The sequence below is a fragment of the Amycolatopsis sp. cmx-11-32 genome (assembly GCF_047608695.1).
Classification (GTDB): Bacteria; Actinomycetota; Actinomycetes; order Mycobacteriales; family Pseudonocardiaceae; genus Amycolatopsis.
In genome coordinates this window covers 167,463-190,603 of sequence record NZ_JADNQN010000009.1, presented here as the reverse complement: position 1 = coordinate 190,603, position 23,141 = coordinate 167,463, and the positions used below count along the sequence as shown (strand labels likewise).

Annotated in this window: 20 protein-coding genes, 3 pseudogenes and 2 riboswitches; of the genes and pseudogenes, 12 read left to right on the top strand and 11 right to left on the bottom strand. The window is 69.2% G+C overall.

Translation table 11 applies throughout. From position 1 onward, the window contains the following. Window positions 1–346: 346 nt before the first annotated feature. Window positions 347–1,403 (top strand): annotated as a pseudogene (locus ACM6LR_RS26250) (DUF222 domain-containing protein). A gap of 105 nt (window positions 1,404–1,508) precedes the next feature. Further along, window positions 1,509–1,661, top strand: a pseudogene (locus tag ACM6LR_RS26245) (IS110 family transposase); the annotation flags it as partial. A gap of 63 nt (window positions 1,662–1,724) precedes the next feature. On the opposite strand, the gene ACM6LR_RS26240 reads toward ACM6LR_RS26245, so the two are convergent. Further along, entirely contained in the window at window positions 1,725–2,381 is a 657-nt protein-coding gene (locus ACM6LR_RS26240; RefSeq protein WP_414944703.1) for a TetR/AcrR family transcriptional regulator, read from the bottom strand. Window positions 2,382–2,518: 137 nt separating this feature from the next. On the opposite strand from ACM6LR_RS26240, the gene ACM6LR_RS26235 reads away from it, so the two are divergent. Both ACM6LR_RS26235 and ACM6LR_RS26230 read left to right on the top strand, forming a co-directional pair. Further along, window positions 2,519–3,163 carry an SRPBCC family protein gene (locus tag ACM6LR_RS26235; protein ID WP_414944702.1) on the top strand — a complete coding sequence of 215 codons (645 nt, stop codon included), beginning with the start codon at window positions 2,519–2,521 and terminating at the stop codon, window positions 3,161–3,163. Window positions 3,164–3,202: 39 nt separating this feature from the next. After that, the gene (locus ACM6LR_RS26230; protein ID WP_414938455.1) at window positions 3,203–3,568 is read left to right on the top strand and encodes a hypothetical protein; all 366 of its coding nucleotides are present in this window, start codon (window positions 3,203–3,205) and stop codon (window positions 3,566–3,568) included. Between the two features lie 38 nt (window positions 3,569–3,606). Here the strand turns inward: ACM6LR_RS26230 and ACM6LR_RS26225 are convergent, their stop codons facing one another. The 6 genes from ACM6LR_RS26225 to ACM6LR_RS26200 are packed head-to-tail and all read right to left on the bottom strand — an operon-like array spanning window position 3,607 to window position 11,341. Continuing rightward, window positions 3,607–4,440 (bottom strand): ECF transporter S component, encoded by an 834-nt coding sequence (locus ACM6LR_RS26225; RefSeq protein WP_414944701.1) that lies wholly within the window; start codon window positions 4,438–4,440, stop codon window positions 3,607–3,609. Next, window positions 4,437–6,032, bottom strand: a complete 1,596-nt coding sequence (locus tag ACM6LR_RS26220; RefSeq protein WP_414944700.1) for an ABC transporter ATP-binding protein — start codon at window positions 6,030–6,032, stop codon at window positions 4,437–4,439. The genes ACM6LR_RS26225 and ACM6LR_RS26220 overlap by 4 nt, the downstream gene beginning before the upstream one ends. After that, a complete protein-coding gene (locus ACM6LR_RS26215) occupies window positions 6,029–7,156 on the bottom strand; it encodes an energy-coupling factor transporter transmembrane component T (protein WP_414938451.1) in 1,128 nt (375 codons plus the stop codon). Before ACM6LR_RS26215 ends, ACM6LR_RS26220 begins: the two co-directional genes overlap by 4 nt. Next, on the bottom strand, window positions 7,156–8,079 hold the full coding sequence (locus tag ACM6LR_RS26210; RefSeq protein WP_414938450.1) for an ABC transporter substrate-binding protein: 924 nt from the start codon (window positions 8,077–8,079) through the stop codon (window positions 7,156–7,158). The genes ACM6LR_RS26215 and ACM6LR_RS26210 overlap by 1 nt, the downstream gene beginning before the upstream one ends. Before the next feature lie 14 nt (window positions 8,080–8,093). Then, window positions 8,094–8,675 (bottom strand): flagellar hook-length control protein FliK, encoded by a 582-nt coding sequence (locus ACM6LR_RS26205; RefSeq protein ID WP_414938449.1) that lies wholly within the window; start codon window positions 8,673–8,675, stop codon window positions 8,094–8,096. Then, window positions 8,672–11,341 (bottom strand): hypothetical protein, encoded by a 2,670-nt coding sequence (locus ACM6LR_RS26200; RefSeq protein ID WP_414944699.1) that lies wholly within the window; start codon window positions 11,339–11,341, stop codon window positions 8,672–8,674. The genes ACM6LR_RS26205 and ACM6LR_RS26200 overlap by 4 nt, the downstream gene beginning before the upstream one ends. Before the next feature lie 103 nt (window positions 11,342–11,444). Beyond that, window positions 11,445–11,513, bottom strand: a riboswitch (cobalamin riboswitch). 131 nt (window positions 11,514–11,644) lie between these two features. Then, window positions 11,645–11,775, top strand: a riboswitch (cobalamin riboswitch). Between the two features lie 31 nt (window positions 11,776–11,806). Here ACM6LR_RS26200 and ACM6LR_RS26195 point away from each other — a divergent pair. Beyond that, window positions 11,807–12,814: a prenyltransferase/squalene oxidase repeat-containing protein gene (locus ACM6LR_RS26195; RefSeq protein WP_414938447.1), complete on the top strand. Its 1,008-nt coding sequence runs from the start codon at window positions 11,807–11,809 to the stop codon at window positions 12,812–12,814. Window positions 12,815–13,046: 232 nt separating this feature from the next. Here ACM6LR_RS26195 and ACM6LR_RS26190 read toward each other — a convergent pair. The 3 genes and pseudogenes from ACM6LR_RS26190 to ACM6LR_RS26180 form a co-directional block, all read right to left on the bottom strand. Continuing rightward, window positions 13,047–13,526, bottom strand: a pseudogene (locus tag ACM6LR_RS26190) (LLM class flavin-dependent oxidoreductase); the annotation flags it as partial. A 119-nt stretch (window positions 13,527–13,645) separates the two neighbouring features. Beyond that, entirely contained in the window at window positions 13,646–16,024 is a 2,379-nt protein-coding gene (locus tag ACM6LR_RS26185; protein ID WP_414944698.1) for a LuxR C-terminal-related transcriptional regulator, read from the bottom strand. A 47-nt stretch (window positions 16,025–16,071) separates the two neighbouring features. Continuing rightward, window positions 16,072–16,668 carry a QsdR family transcriptional regulator gene (locus tag ACM6LR_RS26180; protein WP_414938445.1) on the bottom strand — a complete coding sequence of 199 codons (597 nt, stop codon included), beginning with the start codon at window positions 16,666–16,668 and terminating at the stop codon, window positions 16,072–16,074. Between the two features lie 140 nt (window positions 16,669–16,808). Between ACM6LR_RS26180 and ACM6LR_RS26175 the strand changes: the two genes are divergently transcribed. The 6 genes from ACM6LR_RS26175 to ACM6LR_RS26150 all read left to right on the top strand — a co-directional run bounded on the left by ACM6LR_RS26175 (window position 16,809) and on the right by ACM6LR_RS26150 (window position 22,392). After that, a complete protein-coding gene (locus tag ACM6LR_RS26175; RefSeq protein ID WP_414938444.1) occupies window positions 16,809–17,666 on the top strand; it encodes an alpha/beta hydrolase family protein in 858 nt (285 codons plus the stop codon). A gap of 80 nt (window positions 17,667–17,746) precedes the next feature. Then, window positions 17,747–18,496 (top strand): ABC transporter ATP-binding protein, encoded by a 750-nt coding sequence (locus ACM6LR_RS26170; protein ID WP_414944747.1) that lies wholly within the window; start codon window positions 17,747–17,749, stop codon window positions 18,494–18,496. Next, a complete protein-coding gene (locus ACM6LR_RS26165) occupies window positions 18,483–19,187 on the top strand; it encodes an ABC transporter ATP-binding protein (RefSeq protein WP_414944697.1) in 705 nt (234 codons plus the stop codon). The genes ACM6LR_RS26170 and ACM6LR_RS26165 overlap by 14 nt, the downstream gene beginning before the upstream one ends. A gap of 10 nt (window positions 19,188–19,197) precedes the next feature. Next, complete coding sequence (locus tag ACM6LR_RS26160) at window positions 19,198–20,076, top strand: branched-chain amino acid ABC transporter permease (protein ID WP_414938442.1); 879 nt, start codon at window positions 19,198–19,200, stop codon at window positions 20,074–20,076. A gap of 1 nt (window position 20,077) precedes the next feature. Next, complete coding sequence (locus ACM6LR_RS26155; RefSeq protein WP_414938441.1) at window positions 20,078–21,082, top strand: branched-chain amino acid ABC transporter permease; 1,005 nt, start codon at window positions 20,078–20,080, stop codon at window positions 21,080–21,082. Continuing rightward, window positions 21,079–22,392 carry an ABC transporter substrate-binding protein gene (locus ACM6LR_RS26150; RefSeq protein WP_414938440.1) on the top strand — a complete coding sequence of 438 codons (1,314 nt, stop codon included), beginning with the start codon at window positions 21,079–21,081 and terminating at the stop codon, window positions 22,390–22,392. The genes ACM6LR_RS26155 and ACM6LR_RS26150 overlap by 4 nt, the downstream gene beginning before the upstream one ends. Window positions 22,393–22,411: 19 nt before the next feature. On the opposite strand, the gene ACM6LR_RS26145 is transcribed toward ACM6LR_RS26150, so the two are convergent. Next, window positions 22,412–22,573, bottom strand: coding sequence for a hypothetical protein (locus tag ACM6LR_RS26145; RefSeq protein ID WP_414938439.1), 162 nt, complete (start codon window positions 22,571–22,573; stop codon window positions 22,412–22,414). 6 nt (window positions 22,574–22,579) lie between these two features. Here ACM6LR_RS26145 and ACM6LR_RS26140 point away from each other — a divergent pair, with 6 nt between their 5' ends. Further along, window positions 22,580–23,062, top strand: coding sequence for a MarR family winged helix-turn-helix transcriptional regulator (locus ACM6LR_RS26140; RefSeq protein ID WP_414938438.1), 483 nt, complete (start codon window positions 22,580–22,582; stop codon window positions 23,060–23,062). Window positions 23,063–23,141 lie beyond the last annotated feature (79 nt).

The following is a 23,141-nucleotide window of genomic DNA, read 5'->3' as shown; positions in this document are numbered from 1 at the left end:
GGGATCGTCGAAAACCCTCGTACGGCGGGAAAGTGGGCCACGGTGCCCCACTCAGCGGAACCGTCCTTTGTGGATGATCAATCTCGGGCGACCCGGCCGCGATCGCGCACCAGTTGCCACGAGGGATGCAGCCTTGACGTTGCCTCACTGCCGGAACAACCTCGCCGCACAACCAGTCGACTAAATACGGTAATCGCGTCAAGCGACCGAACCACTCTTCAGTGGTAAATGTGCCGTTTCGCGGTAACGTAAAATTACGAACACCTGTTCGACAGGATTGCGGTATTATGGTGGGGTGTCCGAGACCCTCCCTGAACTGCCGCAAGAACTGTGACGTGCCGGCAAGCTGGAGCTTGCCCGCGGCGTGCAGCAGTTCCTGCAGGTGATGCGGGTGGCGTCCGCCGGTCTGGGCCAGTATCTGGCGGAGATCGAATCTCGTGGCGTTAAGGACTTGTACGGCCACCGCTACCGCGGCAGCCGAGGGTGCGATCGGGGAAGAACGGATCAAGCAGATCCTGGAGATCTTGCGGAGGATCCCGGCCGAGGTGGCCGTGGAGGATCGGGAGCATGCGGAGAAGACCTTCGCCACGTTGGCTCGGGACGCGGGTCCCCGGCAGGTCTCGAAACTCGGGGACAACCTGCTCGCCTGACTCGACCCTGACGGCAACGAACCCAAGGATCCCGAACCCGCCCAACCCCGCCGCGAACTCACGCTGGAACGCCGCAAGGACGGCTTCTGGACACTGAAAGGCCTCCTCGATGACGAGGCAGGTGCCCGGACCGCGGCGGCACTGGAGGCTTACGCCAAACCCCGCCCGGTGGACGAGTTCGGCCAGGTGGATCTGCGTTCCAAAGCCGAACGCCAGGGTGACGCATGGGTCGACCTGGTGGATTTGGCGGTCGCCTGCTCCGATCAGCCCGGCACCAACGGCTACCGCACCCTCCTCCACATCACCATCGGCCTCGAGGAACTCAAAACCGGACTCGGCACCGCCTGCCTCGACTTCGTCGGCGAGATGACCGCCCGCGAAGCCCGCATGGCCGCCTGCGACTGCCTCATGCTCCCCGTGGTCCTCAACGCCGCAAGCGAACCCCTCGACAGGGGGCGCCTCAGGCGGTTCGTCACCCCAGGCCAACGCCGAGCACTCAACATCCGAGACCGCGGATGCACCTTCCCAGGATGCCACCGCAAACCCAAAAACTGTCACGCCCACCACATTCACCATTGGGTAGACGGCGGACCCACCAACCTGCGCAACCTCACACTGCTCTGCGGTTTCCATCACCGCCTGATCCACCACGGCGACTGGGAAGTCCAGATAGCGGCCAATGGGCTGCCGGAATTCATCCCGCCCCAATACCTGGATCCACTGCGAAAAACCCGACGCAACACCCTGACCTGACCCGAAGAGCCCGCCAGCCACACGGCGACGAGCCCCTCGGCATGCCCGCACGAGACCCGAAGTCTCATTTCCTTCTTGCTGGCTTTTGATCAAAAGCCCTTAAGAAGGACCGGCAACCGCCGACTCGAACGCACGTGCTTCCTCGCCGCCTTCGCGGCCTTGCCCGACCCCACCAGCTGCGCTCACTACCAGTGCAAACGCGACGAAGGCAAGGACCATGAAGCCGCCCTCATCTGCCTCGCCCGACGACGATGCGACGGCTGCGCCGTCATCAACCTATCCATCGGCCACCCAGGCATCCCGTACGAGACCCGCCAAGAGTCACGCAACCCGAAGCCCTCCAGCCAAGAGGTCTTCCAGTTCGGCCGCGAAGAGCACGGCCGGATCGAACCCCATGCCCGCGAAGTGCCCGGCGAGTTCGAGGGACAGGACACCGTGGATCCGGGTCCAAAAAATCAGGGCACGACGGAGCACCGCGGACGACACCGGTTTGCCACCCACCCAGTCACGATGGTCGTCGAGATGGACCTCGAACGGCGTCGCCCGCCCACCCACGGTGCACGCGTCATGGACGTCGAGCAGCACGTCCATGATCTCGTTCGAGATCTTCGTGGTGTCGTCGGGCGCGCGGTAGCCGGGGATGGGCGTGCCGTAGACGAACAGGTATCGCTGAGGGGCCGCCAGCGCCCAAGCCCTTATGGCGTAGGCGACTTCGGCCGCGCCGCCTGACTCCGCGGCGGCTTGGACGGCGTCGGCGAGACTTCGGTAGGCATCGCGGATGAGGTCCGTGATCAAGTCGTCGCGGCTGGCGAAGTACCGGTACAGCGCGGGGCCACTCATGCCCACATGCTTGGCGATCGCGTTGAGGGACAACGCGGACACGCCCGTGGTGGCGAGTTGCTCCCACGCGTACTGCTTGATCTCCGCGCACACCTGAGCCCGGTAGCGCTCACGCGAGGTCTTCGCGTCCGTGTCCATCGACTGCTCCTTCCGGGCCCGCCGCCGTGCTTAGTTAGAGGTTATCACTTTTCCTATTGACACTCACTCTATCTTAGTTATAGCTTCTAATTATCACGAGCGGCACTAACCGGCCGCCCCGGACAAGGAGAAGAACCATGACGGACACCCAGCCCGCCCCCAAGACCCGCCACCGCACCGCCGCCCGTGCCGCCGTGCTCGCTCTCCCGCTGGCCATCGGTCTGCTGGGCGGCGCCGTCACGCCGGCCCAGGCCGCCACCGCCGCCGCCCCGGCCCCGCTGTCGTGCCAGGGCAAGACCATCGACACGAAGGCCCCGATCCACTACCGAACCGAGACCATGATCAAGGCTCCGCTGAGCAAGATCTGGCGGCTGCAGACGGACGTCGAGCGCTGGCCGTCCTGGCAGGAGCCGGTCCTGACCACCAAGCGCCTGGACTGGGGCCCGCTCCGGAAGAACTCCCGGTTCCGCTGGACCACCCCGGCGCCGCCCACCGCCACGACCCCCGCGACCACGCTGTCGATCACCTCGACCGTGCACCAGATCCAGCGCGGGAAATGCATCCGCTGGAGCGGTCCCGCGGTCGGCGAGGGCCTGAGCATCGACAACGGCATCCACGTCTGGAACTTCACCGAGGTCAAGGGCGGCGTCCTCGTCCGCACCGAAGAGAACTGGTCCGGCGCCCAGGTCGAGGCCGACGTGCCCACCGCGACCAAATTCCTCGGCTGGGGTCTCGAAGCCTGGCTGAAGGACCTCAAGGCCACCGCCGAATCCCACTGCTGACCCACACCCACGAACCCCGCCCCGCCTTCAGGAGAAACGATGTCCACCCAGACGCTCGACCGCGAAACCATCGTCCGCCGCGCCCCGCGCTCCGTCATCATCTCGGCCTGGGCCGTCCCGATCATGATCATCGGCCAGTTCGCGATGATCGCCATCGTCCCGGTCGCTCTCGTCCTGATCGGCACTCTTCGCGACACCCGGCTCAAGGCGCTTCGCTGGGGCGCGATCGCCCTCACCGCCGCCTACCTCACGCCCCTGACCCTCTGGGCGATCGGACCAGAACGCGCCCAGAGCCTGTCCAAGGACATGCACCCCGTCTTCGCCGCGATCATCGTGGCCGTCGGCACGGCGTTCGCCGTCGCGTACCACCTCCTTCGCAGGAAGTCCCGCGCCGACGCCGCCTGATTGCCATCGCACGAAAAGCCACAGCAGCAAGTTTGCGCCTAAATGCGCGGCCGTCCGTCCGTGAACGAAGGAATCACGCCGTACGAAGCCTTTCGCGAAGCCCGCCGCAGGGTCGCCAGCACGGCGGGCCCCAGCACCAGGATCGCGACGGTGTTCGTGATCGCCCGCCCGGTGTCCCAGCCCGCCGTCGAGGTCAGCAGCGTGAACACGGCGAACCGGTGCAGGTTCTCCAGCAGCGGAGCGCCGGGAATGTACGAAATGTGCCCGTCGTGGTACGGCACTTGGGCGTCGGTGATGAACGGCCAGAACCACAGGTTCATCAGGAATCCGAACACATACGCGACGAAGATCCCGTAGGCCACCAGCATCGCGATCTCGGCCTTGCCGGTGACCCGGCGCGGCAGCAGTCCCGCGCCCATCCCGATCCACGCCGAGCACATCATCTGGAACGGCAGCCACGGCCCGACTCCAGCGGTCAGCAACGCCGACGCGAACAGTGACGTGCAGCCCAGCACGAAACCGAAGCCGGGACCGAGCACGCGTCCGGCGAGCACCAGCAGGAAGAACACGGTCTCGATGCCCGCGGTCCCCGCCCCCAGTGGCCGCAGCGCCGCGTTCACCGCCGAAAGCACGCCAAGCATCGCGAGGGCCTTCGAATCCATGCCCCCTTCGGACATTTCGGCCAGCACGATGACGATCAGGATCGGGAGGATGCCGATGAACACGAACGGCGCGTCCGGGCCGTGCTGCATCGACTGCGGTTCGACGCGGACCAGCAGCGGCCACACGAACATCATCAGCCCGGCGAGCGACGCGAGCCCGAGAACCGTCGCCGAGCGCGGGCCCAGCCGGACGGCGGGGGCGGTGTTCACCGGACCTCCTGCGGGAGCGCCGAGCGGACGTCGTCGACGGTGAGCCACGGTTCGCCGAGGATCTTGGCGACCTGTGTCGCGAACGACGGCGAGCCACCGAGCACCTCGCCGGTCGGGCCGTCGGAGACGACCTCCCCTTCCGCCATCACGACCACGCGGTGCGCGATCGTCGCGACGAACTCGACGTCGTGCGTGGCGACGACCACCGCCTTGCCTTCGGCCGTCAGCGACGCGATCATCTGCGCCAGCGCGGATTTCGCGGTGTAGTCGAGGCCTCGGGTGGGTTCGTCCAGCAGCATGATCCGCGGTGCGGCGGACAACTGCACCGCGAGCACGAGCGCGAGACGCTGCCCCTCGGACAGGTCGCGGGGATGCGACGTGGGGTCGATACCCGCAGCGAGCCTGTCGAGCAGGCCCCGGCAATAACCCGGTTCCGCGCCCGACTCCTTGTCGGCGGCCTCGCATTCGGCGGCGACGGTCTGCAGGTACAGCAGGTCGCTCGCGGTCTGCGGCACCATGCCGACGAGGGCGCGGGCCGCGGCGCTGCTCAGGGTCTTCGGGTCCTTGCCCTCGACGGTGACCTTGCCGCCCTGCCGCGGGCCGGAGCCCTGCACCGCCCACAGCAGCGACGACTTACCGGAACCGTTGCGGCCCATCATCGCCAGCACCTCGCCGGCACGCAGGGTGAGATCGACCTCCCGCACCGCGACCTTCGGCCCGTACCGCACGACGACTCCGGACGCGGTCAGCAACTTCTCACCAACGGTCACGGTCCGGACCGGCGGGATTCCCAGTGACAGTGAGGAAGCCCGGCGACGAGCGTCGCGCACCGTCATCGGCAGCGGGACCCAGCCCGCAAGCCGTCCCAATTGGACGATCGGCGGCGCGATCGGCATGTCCTTCAGCACCTCGGGTGGCGTACCGTCCACCACTCCCCCGGTGCCGGGGACATAGATCATCCGGTCCGCGAACGGGATCACGCGTTCCATCCGGTGCTCCGCCATGAGCACCGTCGTGCCGAGGTCCTCCACCAGTCTGGCCAGCGTCGCCAGTACCTCTTCGGCCGCCGTCGGATCCAGCGCGGACGTCGGTTCGTCCAGCACGAGCACCTTCGGGTGGGTGGTGAGCACCGAGCCGATCGCCACCCGCTGCTGCTGCCCGCCGGACAGCGTCCGCAAGGCGCGCCTGCGTAGTTCGGCGATACCGAGGAGATCCAGGGTTTCCTCGACGCGGCGCCGCATCACCTGCGGCTCGAGGCCGAGTTGTTCCATGCCGTACGCCAGTTCGTCCTCGACGGTGTCGGTGACGAAGCCCGCGAGCGGGTCCTGGCCGACGACGCCGACCAGGTGTGCGAACTCGCGCGGCGGCCGGGACCTCGTCGTGATGCCGTCGACGGACACCGTGCCGTCCAGATGACCGCCGGTGAAATGCGGGACGAGACCGTTGATCGTGCCGAGCAGCGTCGACTTCCCCGCCCCCGTCCGACCCGCGAAAAGCACGAGTTCGCCTTCACCGATGGACAGCGTCACATCGGACAGCACCGGCTCAGAACGGCCGTGGTAGGTGAAGGAGACCTGATTCAGTTCGATCATGCGTGCGCTTCTTTGTCGTGCGCTGCTTCTTCGAGCGCGGCGTGCGGGGGTTCGGGCACCGGGGTCAGGAAGGCGGGCAGCACGCCGATCAGCACCCCGAGCAGCGGCCCCCACGACAGCAACGGCCAGGACAGGTTGATCAGTGACGGGTTCATGTTCATCGGGTTCACGGCGGATGTCGTGAACAGGACCGCCGCCACGCCGATCCCGCTCGCGGCCACGACGAGTTCGGGCAGATGCCAGCGATCGGGCCGGTAGCGGGTGCGCTGGACCCGTTTGCCCGCGGACCAGAATCCGGCGAGCCCGACCACCACTCCGGCGGAAAGCACCGGCGCGGCGAGATACCGGGGTGTCGAACCGTCCAAAGTGGCGTAAACGCCGACACAGACGCCGATCAGGCCGATGATCATCAGTGTTCCGGTGAGCAGCCGGGCACGCGCTTCGACCATTCCCGCGCGGCCGTAACCGCGTGAGTCCATCGACGCGGCGAGCTGCAGCGAGCGGGAAAGCGCGTCCTCCAGCACCGGGATGAGAACGGTGTGCAGGGCCTTCACCTTCTTCTTGCCCGAACCACCCCGCAGCTTGCGGGCCCGTCTGACCCGCAGCACGCTCTCGGCGAGTTGCGGGAACACCGACAGCGCGACGATCACCGCGGTGCCGACCTCGTACAACGCCGGCGGCATCGCCTTCAGCAGGCGTTTCGGGTTCGCCAACGCGTTGGCCGCACCGAGGCAGATCACCATCGTGGCCAGCCGCATCCCGTCGTAAAGCCCGCCCAGCAACGATTCCGCGGACACGTCACCGAAGAGCCGGATCCCGGCCGCCCATTCGGGCAGCGGGATTTCGGGCAGCCGCAGGATGATCGTGGACCCCTCGGCGCCGCCGAACACGATGCGGAAGAACACGCGGATCGCCACGATGAACGCGCCGAGACAGAGGTAGAGCCGGAACGCCAGCGCCCACGGCGCTTCGGAGCGCCGGGCCACGACGACGTACCCCGCGACGGCCACGATGGTCAGCAGCAGCCACGGGTTCGTCGTCCGGGTCGCGGCGACGGCGAGCCCGAGCGCCCACACCCACCAAGCGGCCGGATGCAGGTCGCGCGGCAGGAAATAGGACGTCATCAGGCTCCCTGCGCGCTTTTCCGTCTGCGTGCCAAGAGGAATCCGGCTACGCACAACGCCAGCACGGCGCCGCCCGCGACCCAGGGTGCCCAGTCATCGGCACCGGACTCGCGTTTGATCACCGCGTTGACGTCCTCGGCGTTCTCGCCGCCGGTGAACGCGACGTTCGTCGACGGATCCTTCGCCTGCGGCCGCGCCGAGGCACTCGGACGCGGCTTGGGCGGCGGAAGCGCACCGGAACTCGGGCCCGCGGCGGGGGTTTCCCCTGGCCCCGCCCCGGCTTCCGCTGTCGACTGCTGTCCGTCGCCCGTCTGCTGCTGCCCGTTGCCGCCCTGCGGTCGCTGCTGCCGCTCGTTGGGGTCGTCGGTGACCGGCTTGGCCTCCTCACGCGGTATACAAGGCTGGCTCTCGGTTCCCGGGCGCACGGCGGAGACCCGTGGGATCGGGTTGGCCTCCGCGGTGGCGTTCAGCGAGAACGACCAGCCTTCGAAACCGCCGGGGATGAAGTCGCGGTTCTTGACACCCCACTGGCTGTAGTCCCACGCGCAGTTGTTCGAGGCGTGCCAGTACGACCAGTAGGCCTGCGCCGGTGGCGTGTCGATGCACAGCTCGCGGTACCTCTCACGGCCGGCGATCGGGACGTTCTCGGCCGCCGACGGGCGGTTCTCGACCCGGCAGACGAAGGCCTCGCCCCACCGCTGCACGCCCGCGATCTGGAAACCCGCGCCCCTGAGCGCGTCCAGCCCGGTACCGCGGGTGGGCTGCGGGTCGCAGCGCACGATGGTCGTGCCCCCGAGTTGCTGGAAGTCGACGACCACGGTGACCCCGGTGGCGTCCTTGCAGAAACCCGGGTGCCCCTTGCTCTGGTCGACCGCGTGGGCGGCTGGGGCCGAGGCGGCGATCAGGAAGATCACCGCCACCACCCCGAAGACCCTCCTCATTGGACAGTGCGAGCCGGATTGGTCGGCGTGACACCGGGCGGCGGGTTGGTCGTGGCCGACTTGTTCAGCGAGAACGACCAGCCCTCGAAACCACCGGGGACGACGTTGCGGTTGAGCGCGCCATAGCTGCTGTAGGTCCAGGTCGACCCGGAACCGTCGGCGTTCCAGTAACCCCAGTACGCGCCGGCGGGCGGGGTGTTGACGCACGGCTCCTTGTAGTTCGGGTTGCTCGAAAGCGGGACGGTCTCCGTCGCGGACGGACGGCCCGCCAGGCGGCATACGAAACTGAGACCCCAGCGAGCGGTGCCCGCGACGGCGATCCCGGCGTCCTGCAACGCCTTGATGCCGGTGCGGTCGGTGCCGGGGTTCGCGTTGGGCGAGCACCGGGTGATCGTCGGCGCGGCGGTGCCGCCGAGCTCGCCCAGTTCCTGGAAGTCGACCACGACGGTGACGCCGGTGAGGGCGTCGTTGCCGGTGCAGATCCCGTTGTACCCCGCGGCCTGTGCGGGCGCGGCCACGGCGGTGGCGAGTCCGGTCAGTCCGATGAGGACGGACGAGACGGCGAGCAGTTTTCTCACGGTGTTGCCCCCTTTGTCTTGATGAAACGGCGAAGCAGGAAGACGAGCACGATCGCGGCGGCAAGCAGGAGCACCGCGATACCGACGAGCCCCCAGGTCATCCACATCGGCTGAGTGGACTGGGCGGCGGCCTGCAACTGGGTGCCGGACGCGGCGTTCGCGGCGTCGACCTCCGAGAGCGGCAGACGGATCGCGGGCGACAGCGGCGAATCCGCGGCGGTGAGCCAGGATCGGCCCGCGACACCCTGCGCGGCGGCCAAACTGGTCGGGAAGTCGGTCTTCCCGTCACTAGCCACGACGGATCCCTTGGCGAAACCGCCGTCGGCCTGCACCAGCTTGCCCAGTGACCGCGCGGTGCCGCTCGCGTCGAGGCCCGCGATCTGCCGTGCGGCCGCGACGGAGGCGCTGAGCGCGACATCCGGCTCACCGGCCTCCCCGGTCACCATGCCGGCGCCGGTCGGCCGGACGCCGAGCGCGCCCACCGCGGAGACGAACGCCGCCACGCGCCGCTCGGACCAGCCGTCCGGCCGTTCGGTCGGCGGTGCCGCGTCGGTGAACGGCCGCACCGCGAGCGCGGTGACCGCGGCGGCGGTCGCACCGAGGTCCCCGGAGCCGCATTCCGCGGTGTCGAGGTGCTTCGGGAAAGTGCCGTCGGCGCATTGGCGCGAGAGCAGCAGTTCGATCGCGGCGCCGGGATCGGCGGCGGTGGCGAGAAGCGCCCAAGCGTGCCGCTCGACCGTCTCGTCGGCGTCGGCGAAGGAACCGGTGTCGGTGAACTTGCCGTCCTGGCCGCGGAGCTCCACCAGATCGGCGCGCAACTGACCGGCGACGTCCGCCTTCGCGAATTCGGCGACGAGCACGAGTTTGGCGAGCGGTTCGGCGTAGGCCGCCCCGCTCTGTTCGTACGGCGCACCGTGGGCGTAGGCCCGCACGGCTTCGGGGGTGAGCAGGAACTTCGACGCGCGAGCGACCGTGTCCGGCCGCTCGTCCAGTGACCTCAGCGCCAGCACGAGATCGGCGGTGGCGTCGTAGTCGACGTAGGTCTTGCCGTCCTCGGTCACCTCGACGTGGTCACCGCCGACGAGCCGGTTCGTCAGGTACGCGCCCAGCCGGGAGGCCGGGATCGCGCCCGTGGCCGGAACCGCCGCGGACGGCGGAACCCGTGCGCCTGTGGAGGCCTTCGGTGTGGCCGCCTTCTTGGGCTTCGGCGTGGTGTTCTTCGGCGCGGGCTTGTTCGCCTCGGGTTTGGCCGCGGGCGGGGTGTTCGTGACGATGACCGTGCTCGGCGCCGGCGGGCTGGTGAAGAGAGAGGAAGACGTTCCCGGTGTCGGCGTCACCGACGTCGTGGTGGTCGTGGTGGTGGTGGTGGTGGTCGTGCTGGTCGGCGCGGGATCGCTCGTGGCCGACGTGGGCAAGCCCGTCGTCTCGGTCGGGGCGGTCGTCGGGCTTTCCGAGACGCTGCTCGTCGGCGGCACGGTTCCCTTCGTCATCGCCGAGAACCCGATCTGCGAGAGGCCGAGTGAGGCCTGGGCGCCGGAGCGGATCCAGGTGTCGAGTCCGCCGATCCCGTTGGCGCGCGCGGCGACGTAGGAATCCGGGTTGTAGGCGATCGCGCCGAGGTCACCGGCGAGCCTGTTGCCCGAGTCGGCCGCGGCGTTCGCCTGCGCGGATTTGAGGAACCGCACGCCCTTGTCCACCGCCGCGTCCGCACCACCGACGTCGGCGAGCGCTTGGAGGATCAGCCCGGTGCTGTTGGTGTTCGGGGCTTCGGTGCCGACGCCGCCACCCCAGCCACCGCCGGGAGTCTGGTTCGCGACCAGCCAGGACACCGTCTTGGCGATCGGGCCGTCGAGCCCCGCGGCACCCGCCTTCCGCGCGGCCAGCATCGCCGACAGCGCGAGACCGGTGGCGTCACCGTCCGAGGGAGACAGGTCGAACGGCTTGCCCTCGTCGCAGGTCGAGACCTTGTAGCCGGTCGGCGTGACGTGATCACCGGTCTCGGTCGTCTTGATGTAGCCGAAGAAGACCCGGAAGTAGCCTTCGGAACACTGCTGCGTCACCAGCTTGCCGATGGCGAGCTGGTCGTTCTCACCCACCGCGGCGAGCCCGATCACGCCGAGCGCCTGGCCGAACATGTTCGCGTTGTTGCTCAGGGAATCGGCGAGGGCGGGGTCTTTCGAGTAGTCGCTGACCCGGCCGATGTCGGGGCCCTTGCGCATGATCGCGGCCTTGGTCTCGGCCACCATGTCGTAGCCGTCGAAGTTCCGGGGATCCCGGCCCGCGACCTCGGCGGCGACCAGGGTCTTGGCCGCGGCGCCGCCGACGATGACCTTGTCGTACCCGGCGCCGGGTACGAGGCCGTCCCAGGTGAAGTAGTCGGTCGCGTGGCCCTGCTCGTCGAGGAACTGCACGATCGGCTCGGCACGCGCGCCCTCGCCCGAGGCGTACATCGCGAACAGCACGTCGAGCATCAGACCGTGGTCGGGCAGCTCGCCGCCGCTGGGGTTCTCGAGGGTGCCGTCCGGCTTCAGCTTCGTCGCGAGCCAACGGGAGTTCGCTTGCGCCGCGTCGCGGTCGCTGGCGGCCGTCGCCGTGCCGGTGAGCAGTGCGGCGACTACGCCGACACTGACGGCGAACGCCGATGCGGCCAGGTACCCGCGGCGCATGACTCCTCCTTGCGGCCGTGACGGAGGACAGGCGCGGGGCGCCGCAGTCACCCCTGTTATCGCGACAGTGGTTCGGACTTCTGGATCGTGCATCCACCCGTGCGGCATCCCGGCTCGCCCTGGTCAAGGGGCCCACGGTTGCGCGACAGCGCCGGATTTCGACCGGCTTCCCCGTCACGGGCGGCGGTGTTGAAGTTGTCGAGCCCGCCGAGGTTAACACCCGATTACCCGAGGCAGGCACCGCTGACCAGGTCGGTCGCCAGGATCACATCGATACTCGCGCCCGGCGGTACCCCGGCGCTTGCCAGGGATGAGAGTCTTCGGATCGTCAATTCAGCGCGGCCGTGGGGGAAGTCCGGTGAGAGTCCGGCGCTGTCCCGCAACGGTATGCCTCCAGGCGAGCCCGGTCACCCACGTCGCGCGGTGTCACCGACTCCTGTCGTGGACGTGCGGGAAAGGGTTCTCATGAGACGTTTGGTCCTCACTGTCGCCATGCTGTGCGGCATCGGACTGGTCGCCGCTCCGGCGGCGACCGCGGCCACCCACAACAAGGCGGACGCCGCCGCGGGATGGCTCGCCAGGCAGATGACCGACGGGGAAAGGTTCGAGGCCGATTTCGGCGGCCAGAAGTTTCCCGACCAGGGCTTGACCATCGACGCCATCTTCGCGTTCGCTGCGGCGGGCGTGTCGAACACGAACGCGGGCAAGGCGATCACCTGGCTGGCGAAGCCGGAGATCACCACGGGGTACGTCGGCAGCGGCACCGAGGCCTACGCGGGCGCGCACGCCAAGCTGATGCTGGCCGCGCAGATCCGGGGCAAGAACCCGGCGTCGTTCGGCGCCGTCGACCTGAAGGCGGGGCTGCTCTCGCTGCTCGTGCCGTCCGGCCGGTTCTCCGACCGGTCCGAGTACGGCGACTACTCCAACGCCTTGTCGCAGTCGCTCGCCCTGCTGGCGCTGGACCGCACGCCGTCGGGCGCTCCCGCGTCGGCCGTGACGTTCCTCGCGGGCACCCAGTGCGCGGACGGCGGTTTCCCGCTGAACTTCGGCGAAGCGACGTGCGTGAGTGACGTCGACTCGACCGCGACGGTCGTGCAGGCCTTGCGCGCCACCGGTGACGCGGTGAACGCCGGCGAAGGCACCTCCTGGCTGGTCACCAAGCAGCACGCTAACGGTGGCTTCGGCGTCGGCGCGAACGCCCCGAACTCCAACAGCACCGGCCTCGCCGCGGAAGCGCTGGCCGGTCACCGTCCCGCCGCCGCGGTCAAGGCGCGGGAATTCCTGCGGTCGCTGCAGACCGGCTGTACCGGTGCCGTGGCGGACCGCGGTGCGATCGCCTACGACGCCACCGGCCTGAACCCGGCGACCGCTCCGCGCGCGACCGCGCAGGCGATCCTCGGCCTGGCAAGGGTTCCGTTGAGCGACCTGCACGGCGGTGGCCGTCCGCAGGCCCCGGTGCTCGCCTGCCCGTGACGTCACCTCGTGAGCGGTGAGGACGGTTTTATCGAGGGGTAAGGGCAACTGTCTCGTGTTCGTGGGCGGGTCGCCGAAGGCTCCCTTCGCCGTTTCGTGGCGACGCGGTCCGGGGCTTCTTCATGAAGGAATCGGGACCTTGAGCGTCCCGATTCCTTCATGAACGCGGATGGCGCTGGAGAGCCCGGCGCAGGTAGGCGAATACCGATCCGCCTCTACGCTATTCACCCACTCACGAGCCTTGGACGCGGAGCGGCTCGACGGTCTTCGCCAGCTCGTCGAGGTGTGCCAGTGTCTCGGCCTCCGGCAGCGTCGGCAGCATGAGGGAGACTTCGTCGACCCCGGCGTCGGCGAGTCGTCGCAGCAACTCGGGATCGGCCGGGGCGCCGAACACGCTGATCCGGACGTCTTCGCGGCCCTGGTCGGCGAGCCAGGACCGGACCCGGCGCAACTCCTCCGCCGGCGTCACGAAATACGGCGGCCAGCCGTCGGCGTGCTCGGCGAGCCGGTTGAGCCCGGCCGGGCCCTGACCGGCGACGTAGATCGGCGGATGCGGTTTCCGCACCGGCTTCGGCCAGGCGTAAACCGGGTCGGCGTCGACGTGCTTCCCGTGGAACTCGGCCTCGTCCTCGGTCCAGATCTCCTTGAGCGCCTGGAGTTGTTCGGTCAGCAGCGCGCCTCGCGTCCGCGGGTCGACGCCGTGGTTGCGCATTTACTCTGCAACGACTCCCCTGGCCTGCCCGGTATTCCCGCTTACCGCCATTAGAGGACTACTTGCGGCGGTCGGTGTGCCCCAACGACCGCCATTAGAGGACTACTTGCGGCGGTCGGTCACTCCCCGGCGGCGACGCGGCGCGCGAGTTCCACGCGTGACCGGACCCCCAGGGCCGTGAAGATGTTCCGCAGGTGGTGGTCCACGGTCCGGTGGCTGATCACCAGCCGCCGCGCGATCTCCTTGTTCGTCTCCCCCGCCGCCACCAGCCGCGTGATCGCGTCCTGCTGCGGGGTGAGTCCGGCGAGGGACCGGTGCGGCGCGTCGACGGTCTCGCCGGTCGCGCGGAGCCCGGCGCGGGCCCGGTCGGCGAACCGGGTCGCGCCGACGTTTTCGAAGCCGCGCAAGGCATCGCGGAACTGGTCGCGCGCGTCCCTCGTCCGCCGGTGCCGTCGCAGCAGGATGGCGTAGGCGAACCGGGTCCTGGCGAGTTCCACCGCGCCGCCCGCGCGCCGGTGCGCCTCGATGGCCAGCCGGAAGTGCCGCTCGGCCACCATCGGATCCGACGCGGTCAGCGCGTGACAGCGATGGCTGAGGGCGAGCCAACACGGCTCCGCCCCCGCCAAGGTCCAGCGGTCGAACACTTCCAGCGCCGTCCGCGCGCGCTCGGGCCGCCCGGAGTGCACCGCGGCCTCGACCAGTTGCGGCGTGGCGAGCACGCGGATCACCGGCTGGTCACCGGAAACGCCGGACGCGAGATCTTCGAGCCTGCTCAGGGCGTCGTCCGGCCGGTCGTCGGCGAGGTCGAGGCAGGCGTTGGCCCACGCCGCGACGGCGGCGGGCCTGCCGAGACCGCGTTCTGCGATCCCTTCGGTCGCTTCGTCCAGCTCCGGTACGCGGTCCCCGAGGAGCGCGGCGGCGAGCCCGAGCAGTGTCAGGTGTTCCATCCGCAGGTTGTGGGGCGCGCGCGAGCCGTCGCGGGACGCCGCCCGCGCGCACGGGATCCGGTCGAGCGCGATCGCCGAGAGGGAGAGGTAGATCAACGCCCACGGCAGTTCCGCGTGCCGCCTGCCCAGCCGCGCGCGGCTCACTGCCGCGGCCGCGTACTCATGGGCCCGTTCGGCGTGCCCACGGGCGAAGGCCGCTTCGGCGGCCCAGACGGCTCCGGCGACGTCGGCGCCGGACATCCCCCGGCGGACGGCGTCGTCCAGCGGCAGGTCGGCGTCGTCGTGACGTCCGGCGTAAACCGAGGTCATACCGTGGAAGTGCGCGAAGGCGAGGCCTTCTCCGGCCGGAATCGTCCGCGCCAGAGCCCGGTAGCCGCTCAGGTCGCCGCCGAGCCGCCGCGCCTCGCCCGCGAGCAGGAGGGCGGACGCGGGATCCGTCAGCAGTTCCGCCGCCGTGCCGAGTTCGTGGGTGGCGACCGCGGGGTCGCCGTCGCGCAGTTCGATCTCCCCGTGCAGCAACGCCACCGCACCCGGCTCGGCGTCGACCCGCGACAGCAGCAGCCGCGCCCATCCCGGTCTGCCCGCCTGCCAAGCCGCGTCGGCCGCGGCCAGCAGTCGTCTCGCCCGCATCGACGGATCGGCGGTCAGGACGGCGGCGCGTTCGAGTTGCCGCGCCGAGGCGGCGTGATCCACCGCGGAGGCGGCCGCGAGTTCGTCGGCGAGGGGCGCGGACGGCACGGCGGCCGCCATCGCCCGGTGCCAGAGCACGTCCGGTCCCTCCCCCGCGGCGGCCAGATACTCGTGCGCCGCCCGGCGATCCGCCGGTGACGCCGCCGCGTACCAGGTCGCCTGACCCGCCGAAACGTCCATGCAGGTGACGAGAAAGCGCACCCGCTCGGCGGGCGGCATCGCGTCGAGCCGCGCCGTGTACCCGGGCAACCGCTCCCGCAGGATCGGCGAAACCGGCTCCCGGCCCGCCGCCTGCGCGGGAGTCAGCGAAGCGGCCAGCGCGACCAGATCGGCCGGATTACCGCCACCGAGTTCGACCAGTTGCGCCCGGACCCCGGCGGGCACACCTCGGTCGCGCAACAACAGGCCGGCGGCGGAATCGTTCAACGGCGTCAGCTCGACGGTCTCGAACTCGTCCGATCCGGATCGCGACGCGACCACCATCCCGACCGGGGCCCCGGTCAGCCGCCGGGCCGCGAAACCCAGTGCCGAGAGGGATTCCGGGTCGACCCACTGCGCGTCGTCGACCCAGCAGATCGTCGGTGCCGAAAGCGCGCTGAGCCGATCACGCGCCTCCACACCACCGGACACCGGGGCACCGAACATCCGATGCAGGGCGCCATACGGCAACGCGCGTTCGGCCCGCAGGCCCCGCACGCCGACGAGGCGGACACCGAGCGTGGCGCGCAAAGCGGTGAGCAAGGCCGACTTGCCCAGCCCTTCCGCGCCGCGGACCAGCACGGCACACCCGGCGACCGACCGCAGCCCACCGAAGAGGTCGTCCCTGCCCCGCAACGGGTACACGACGTCCCGGACAGGCATCGGCGCCTCCTCGAATCCCCTTCGATGAAACACCAGGCGCAAGTGTTTCACAAGGTCCGGCTGGGTACCCGCCCCTCCACGAGCGCTCCGAGCAGCGTCGACGCCGCGTCGAGGTCGGGTGTCCGTGACGCGAGGACGTCCGAATACAGGAACGCCTCCCCCAAGCGGACGATCGCGTAACAGAGGCTGTCCAGGCCGACCGCGGGCACGAATCCGCCGTCGTCGACGTCGCGGCGCAGCAATCCGACATGCGCCGCGATGACCCTTGGCTGGACGCGTCCGTCCGGGTCGGTGAGCAGCCGGATCGCCAGCACCGGCTCGTCGTCGAGGAAGCGGCGGAACCCGGCACTCGCCGCGAGTACGGAGCGGTACTCGCGCATGATCGCGAGACAGCGCAGTTCACCGGCCGCGTTGCGCACCACGTCGCCCTCTTCGCGCTCCCAGGTGCTCACGGCGGCCGTCAGGGTGCGCTCGGACAGGTAGTAGAGGGCATCACCGAGCAGGTCTTCCCGGTTGCCGACGCGGCGGAACAGGGTGCTGCGTGAGATGCCCAGATAATGGGCGAAGGCGGAGGTGTCGACGCGGACGCCGCGATCGATCCACCGCGCCGCGGTACGGACTATGTCCTCGGCTGAGCGATTCACGATCGCCGATCGTACGGGCGCCCTGCCCGGCTAGTGCGGCCGCGGACGAAGACTGGCGATTTCGCCGATGCGGTCCCTCGCGTTCGTTTGCCACAGTCCATCACCACGGACTGTGTTCAACGGCGAACGGAGAGGGCACCATGCGTTGTACGACCCGGATCCTTTGTGGACTGGCGACCGTCGCGGCACTCGCTATCGCTCCGACGGCCTACGCCGCCGAGAACCCGTACGAACGAGGCCCGGACCCGACGGAGAACAGCATCGAGGCCTCCCGCGGCTCGTTCGCGGTCTCGGAGACGTCGGTGTCGCGGCTGTCCGTCACCGGTTTCGGTGGCGGCACCATCTATTACCCCACCAGTACCTCGCAGGGCACCTTCGGCGCGGTCGCCATCTCACCGGGCTACACCGCGACCCAGTCGAGCATCGCGTGGATCGGCCCGCGGCTGGCGTCGCAGGGCTTCGTGGTGTTCACCATCGACACCAATACGATCTACGACCAGCCCGCCAGTCGCGGTGACCAGCTCCTGGCCGCGCTCGACTACCTGACCCAGCGCAGCACCGTGCGTTCCCGCATCGACACCTCGCGCCTGGCGGTGGCAGGCCACTCGATGGGTGGCGGCGGTTCGCTCGAGGCGGCACAGGACCGGCCGTCGCTGCAGGCCGCGGTGCCGCTCGCGCCATGGAACACGCAGAAGTCGTGGTCCTCGCTGCGAGTGCCGACGTTCGTCATCGGCGGCGAATCCGACGCGGTCGCGCCGGTGGCTTCGCACTCGATCCCGTTCTACACCAGCATTCCCGCCGCCGCGGAGAAGGCATACATGGAACTGGACAACGCGAGCCACTTCTTCCCGAACACGGTGAACACGACCATGGCGAAGTACACGATCTCGTGGCTGAAGCGGTTCGTGGACAACGACACCCGCTTCGAGCAGTTCCTCTGCCCCGCCCCGGACGACCGCGCGATCAGCGACTACCGGGACACCTGCCCGCACGCGTGAGCCCCTCGGGTCCCGGCGCCCTCGCGCCGGGACCCCCTTTCGCCGTTAGGAGTTCTTGCGTGACCCTGTCGACCTTCGAGATGTCCGGCGTTTCGGTGACCTTCGGTGGTCTCGTCGCGCTGTCCAACGTCTCCCTGACCGTCGCCCCAGGCCAGGTGCTCGGGGTGATCGGCCCGAACGGGGCGGGCAAGACCACGCTCTTCAACGTGGCGTGCGGTTTCGTCCGGCCGGACACCGGCACACTGACCTGGCGCGACACCGAACTGCGGCGGCTGCGCCCGCATCACCTCGCCGGCCTCGGTATCACCCGCGGTCTTCAGGAACTCGGCCTCTTCGACCGGATGACGGTGCTGGACAACGTCTTGGTCGGCGCCGACAGGCACGCGCGGAGCGGCTTCTGGTCGTCACTGGTTGGCCGGACGCGGGACGAGAAGGCCCTGACCGAGCGGGCGATGGCGCAACTCGAAGACTTCGACCTCGCCGACGTCGCCCATCGCTATCCCGCCAGTCTTCCTTATCCCGTCCGGAAACGTGTCGCCCTCGCGCGGGCGCTGGTCAGCGAACCGGATCTGCTCCTGCTCGACGAACCGGCGGGAGGCCTGTCGTCGGCCGAGATCGGCGAGCTCGGTGAACTGGTCCGCGGCCTGACCGACCGCATGTCGGTGATGCTCGTGGAGCATCACATGGATCTGGTGATGAGTGTGTGCGACGAGATCGTGGTGCTGGACTTCGGCAAGGTGATCGCCCGCGGCGCCCCGGACGAGATCCGCGCGGACCCGGCGGTGCAGGCGGCTTACCTCGGCGAGGAGGTGGCCGGTGCTGACCGTTGAGCACCTCTCGGCGAGCTACGGCCCGGTCCGCGCGCTCGATTCCGTGAGCCTGTCCGTCGCCGAAGGCGAGATCACGGCCGTCCTCGGCGCGAACGGCGCGGGCAAGACCACCTTGCTGCGCGCCATCTCCGGACTCGTCCGGCCGACAAGCGGCAAGGTTTCCCTCAACGGCGAGGACATCACCAGAGTGCCCACAGAGGACCTACCCGGACTGGGCCTCGCCCATGTCCCCGAGGGCCGTGGTGTACTGGCCGAACTGACGGTCGAGGAGAACCTGCGGCTCGGCGCGCTCGGCTCCGGCAGCCGCGCGACCCCCCGTCGGCTGCGCCGGATCTACGACCTCTTCCCGGTGCTCGCCGAACGAAAAACCGGCCTCGCGCACGTGCTTTCCGGCGGGGAACGGCAAATGCTGGTGATCGGCCGCGCGCTGCTGTCCCGGCCGAAAGTGCTGCTGCTCGACGAGCCGTCGCTGGGCCTCGCCCCGCGGATCGTGGCGCAGATCTTCGACCTGCTGCGCGGTCTCGTCCGCGACGACGGGCTGGCCGTCGTGCTGGTCGAGCAGAACGCGCGCAGCGCGCTGTCCATCGCCGACCACGGCGTCGTGCTCAACCTCGGCGAGGTCGTCGTCCGGCGGGACGCGGCCGCCCTGGTCGCGGACGACGGCCTGCGGCACGCCTACCTCGGATTCTGAAAGGAGCCTCGTGCAGCAACTGCTGACCACCACGCTCACCGGGCTGACCCTCGGCGTGGTCTACGCCGCGTTCGCCCTGGCGCTGGTGCTGATCTGGCGGGCGACGCGGATCGTGAACTTCGCGCAGGCGCCGATGGCGATGATCACCACCTATCTCGCGCTGGTGCTGATCGACGCGGGCTGGTCGTACTGGCTCGGTTTCGCCGTCGCCCTGCTCTCGGGACTGGTGCTCGGCGCGGTGGTGGAACGGTTCGTGGTCCGGTTCGTCTCCGGCAAGGCCGAGATCAACGCCGTGATCCTCACCCTCGGCCTGTTCATCGTGCTGCACGCGCTGGCGGCGCTGGTGTTCGGCTCGCGGTACCGGTCGTTCCCGGCGCCGTTCGGGCTCACCGGTTTCCAGGTCGGCGGCACGACGATCGCGCTGACCGGGTTCGGCGTGTTCACCATCGTCGCGGTCGGCGTGGTGCTGACCGGGCTCGTGTTGTTGTTCCGTGGCACCGATCTCGGCCTGCGGATGCGGGCCGCGGCCTTCGACCAGGAGGTGGCACGCCTGCTGGGAGTGCGGGTCGGGCGGATGCTCACGCTCGGCTGGGCGCTGGCCGCTCTCGCCGGTTCGCTTTCGGGGCTGCTGATCGCCGGTGGCGGGCTCGTCCACCCGTCCTATATGGACGGCGTGGTCGTGTACGGGTTCGTCGCCGCGGTGCTCGGCGGACTGGACAGCCCGGTGGGCGCGGTCGTCGGCGGCGTCTTGCTCGGCCTGTCACTGAGCCTGGTCAGCGGGTACATCGGCTCGGAACTGGTGCCGCTCGCCGCGCTGGCGATCCTCATGGTGGTGCTGCTGCTCAAACCCGGCGGGCTGTTCGCGAGTGTCCGCGAACGGAGGGTCTGACGTGCTGCGCAGACATCTGCTGTTCGCCCTCGCCGCGCTGGTCGTCGTCGTACTCGTGCTCGAGAACACCGGCCCGTTCCTCAACGCGCAGTTCACCGCGATGGCGTACTTCGCGATCGCGGCGGGTGGCCTGACCATCCTGACGGGACTGAATGGCCAACTGTCGCTCGGCCACGGCGCGCTCATGGCTGTCGGCGCGTACTCGACGGCGTTGCTGCTGAAGTCGGCGGATGCCTTGCCGCTGCCGGTGATCTTGCTGCTGGCGGTGATGGTCACCTTGGCCGTCGGAGCGCTCGTAGGTGTCGCCGCGGCCCGGCTGCACGGGCCGTATCTCGCCGGCGCGACACTGGCGCTCGCCGTCGCCATACCTGGGATCCCGTTGTTCTTCGGCGAATCGCTCGGCGGCGAGCAGGGCCTCGCCGTCCGCCTGCCGGAAATCCCCGGCAGGCTCGCGGACGCCGCGTACTTCGTCACCGGCCAGGAACTCACGTCGATCCGTTATCTCGCCTACGTTTCCTGGCTCGCCGTGCTCATCGTGTTCGTGCTGCTGGCGAATCTCTCCGGTAGCCGCGTCGGCCGCAACTGGCGGGCCGTGCGCGATGGCGACGTGGCCGCCGAACTGGCCGGGATCGACCTCGGCCGCACGCGGGTGCAGGCCTTCGTGGTCAGCGCCGGCTGCGCGGGGCTCGCCGGGGCGCTGATGGCGTTGTCCGCGCGGCTCGCCGCGCCGAGCGGGTTCGCGCTGACGTTGTCGCTACTGCTGGTGTCCGCGGTCGTGCTCGGGGGGTTGGGCAGTCTCGTCGGCGCGCTCGCGGGAGCGGCGCTCCTGACCTTCCTGCCGCCGCTGGTGACCGGCGCGGGAACGGATCTCGGCCTGTCCGACGTCCAGGCCGCGCATCTGGCGCCGTTGATCTACGGCCTGGTCACCGTCCTGATCGTGCTGCTCGCACCGGCCGGACTGGCGGGCGGGCTGCGGAAACTCATCCACCGGAGGAAAAGCCCATGAAGCGCTTGACCAAGATCGTGGCCCTCTTCCTCGCCGTCACGGTCACCGCCGCCTGCGGCGCGGGCGGCAGACCCGAGGGTGAGGAGAAGGGCTCGGCCGTCGGCGTCACCGACACCACCGTCAAGATCGGGGCGCACTTCCCGCTCACCGGCGTCGCCGCGCCGGGCTACAGCGAGATCCCCAGCGGGCACCAGGCCTACTACGACTACGTGAACGCGAACGGCGGGATCAACGGCCGCAAGATCGAGTTCGTGGTGAAGGACGACGGGTACAACCCGACCAACACCAGCGCGGTCACCAACGAACTGGTGCTCAAGGAGGAGATCTTCGCGATGGTCGGCGGCCTCGGCACGCCGACGCACAGCGCCGTCGTCGATTTCCTGAACAGCTCGAAGATCCCGGACCTGTTCGTGTCGTCGGGATCGCTGCGCTGGGGTAACGATCCGAAGAAGGCGCCGTTCACCTTCGGCTGGCAGCCGGACTACGAGAGCGAAGGCAAGATCATCGGCGACTGGGTGCGGAAGAACCTGCCGAACGCCAAGGTCGGTCTGTTCGTGCAGGACGACGACTTCGGCCGCGATGGCGAGAAGGGCGCACGCCGCTTCCTGGACAAGCAGATCGTCGAGGTCGCGAAATACTCGCCGGGCAACACGGACATCGCGCCGCAGATCGCGAAACTCAAGGCCGCGGGCGTGGATCTGGTGCTGGGCTTCAACGTCCCGTCCTACACCGCGCTGTCGCAGCTGGCGTCGCTCAAGATCGGTTTCAAGCCAAAGTGGTTCTACAGCAACGTCGGTTCCGACCCCGCGCTCGTCGGCTCACTGCTCGCCCGGTTCTCCGAAGGCAAGGTGACCAACGGCGCGTCGCTCATCGACGGCGTCCTCACCACCGAGTACCTGCCGGGTGTCGACGCCCAGGACAACGCGTGGACGAAGCTCTGGCAGAAGGTCTGGAAGGCACACGGCAAGGGCGGCGACCTGACGAACTACCGGATCTACGGGATGGCGCAGGCGTACACGTTCGTCCAGGCACTGCAAGCGGCCGGGCGGGACCTGACCCGGGAGCGCATTGTCGAGGTGATCCGGCAGTCCGGCAAGACGTTCGAGGGCCCCGGCTTGGCGCCGTTCCGCTACACCGGCGACAGCCACATGGGCATCTCCGGCATGTCGGTGGTGGAGCTGCACGGCGGTGTCGGCAAGGACCTGACGCCGGTACTGGTGACCGACATCGGCGACGCGCCCATCGAGGCGAACGACTCCGCCGCCAGCGACGCGCCGCCGCCGAACGGCATTCCGGGAGCGGGCAAGTGAGGGGGTTCCCGCAGGTTGTTCAGGTGATGATGTCGGCGAGCCGGTCGACCTCGTCGATATCGAGGTCGGCGTACTCCGCGATGGCCTGTTCGATCGTCCCCCGAGTGGTGCGGAGTACCGCGTTGGCCGCGATCTCCTCGAGGGCCAACCGATAGAAGTCCGAAGCACCACATGACAGCATTCTGTCATGTCCGGTAAGCCAGTGATACGACAGCATACTGTCAAAGTCGGTGATCAAGTCTGCGACGCCTACACCGCCCTGATCGACCAGGTCGGCAGGCTCACCAAGGTCGTCGAGGCGATCGGCAACGGCATCGCCCGGCCCACCGGCCAGAGCTTGGCGCGCTGGCAGGTCCTCGCCGAGATCGACCAGGAAGCCGCGCCTGTCGGGACCATCGCCCACCGGCTCGGCCATACCCGCCAGAGCGTTCAGCGCGTCGCGGATCTTCTCGTCGACGACGAACTCGCCCGCTATCGGCCCAATCCCGCGCACCAGCGGGCCAAGCTGCTCGAAGTCACCCCGGCCGGCCGCGCCGCCTCGCACCGGATGCGGGCGGCCTCCACCCAGCTCGCGTTGCGCACCACCGAAGGCCTCGACCCGGAGAGGCTCGACCTCGCGCGCGAAACCCTCAGCGAGCTACAACGTCGCCTCGAATCCGAACTGCCCTGACCCTTCGGCAGCTTCGGGTTTGAACCGGCCGGTTTCTGGACACCCAGTAACCCGTTGGCGTGAACCTCATTGCCGCGTC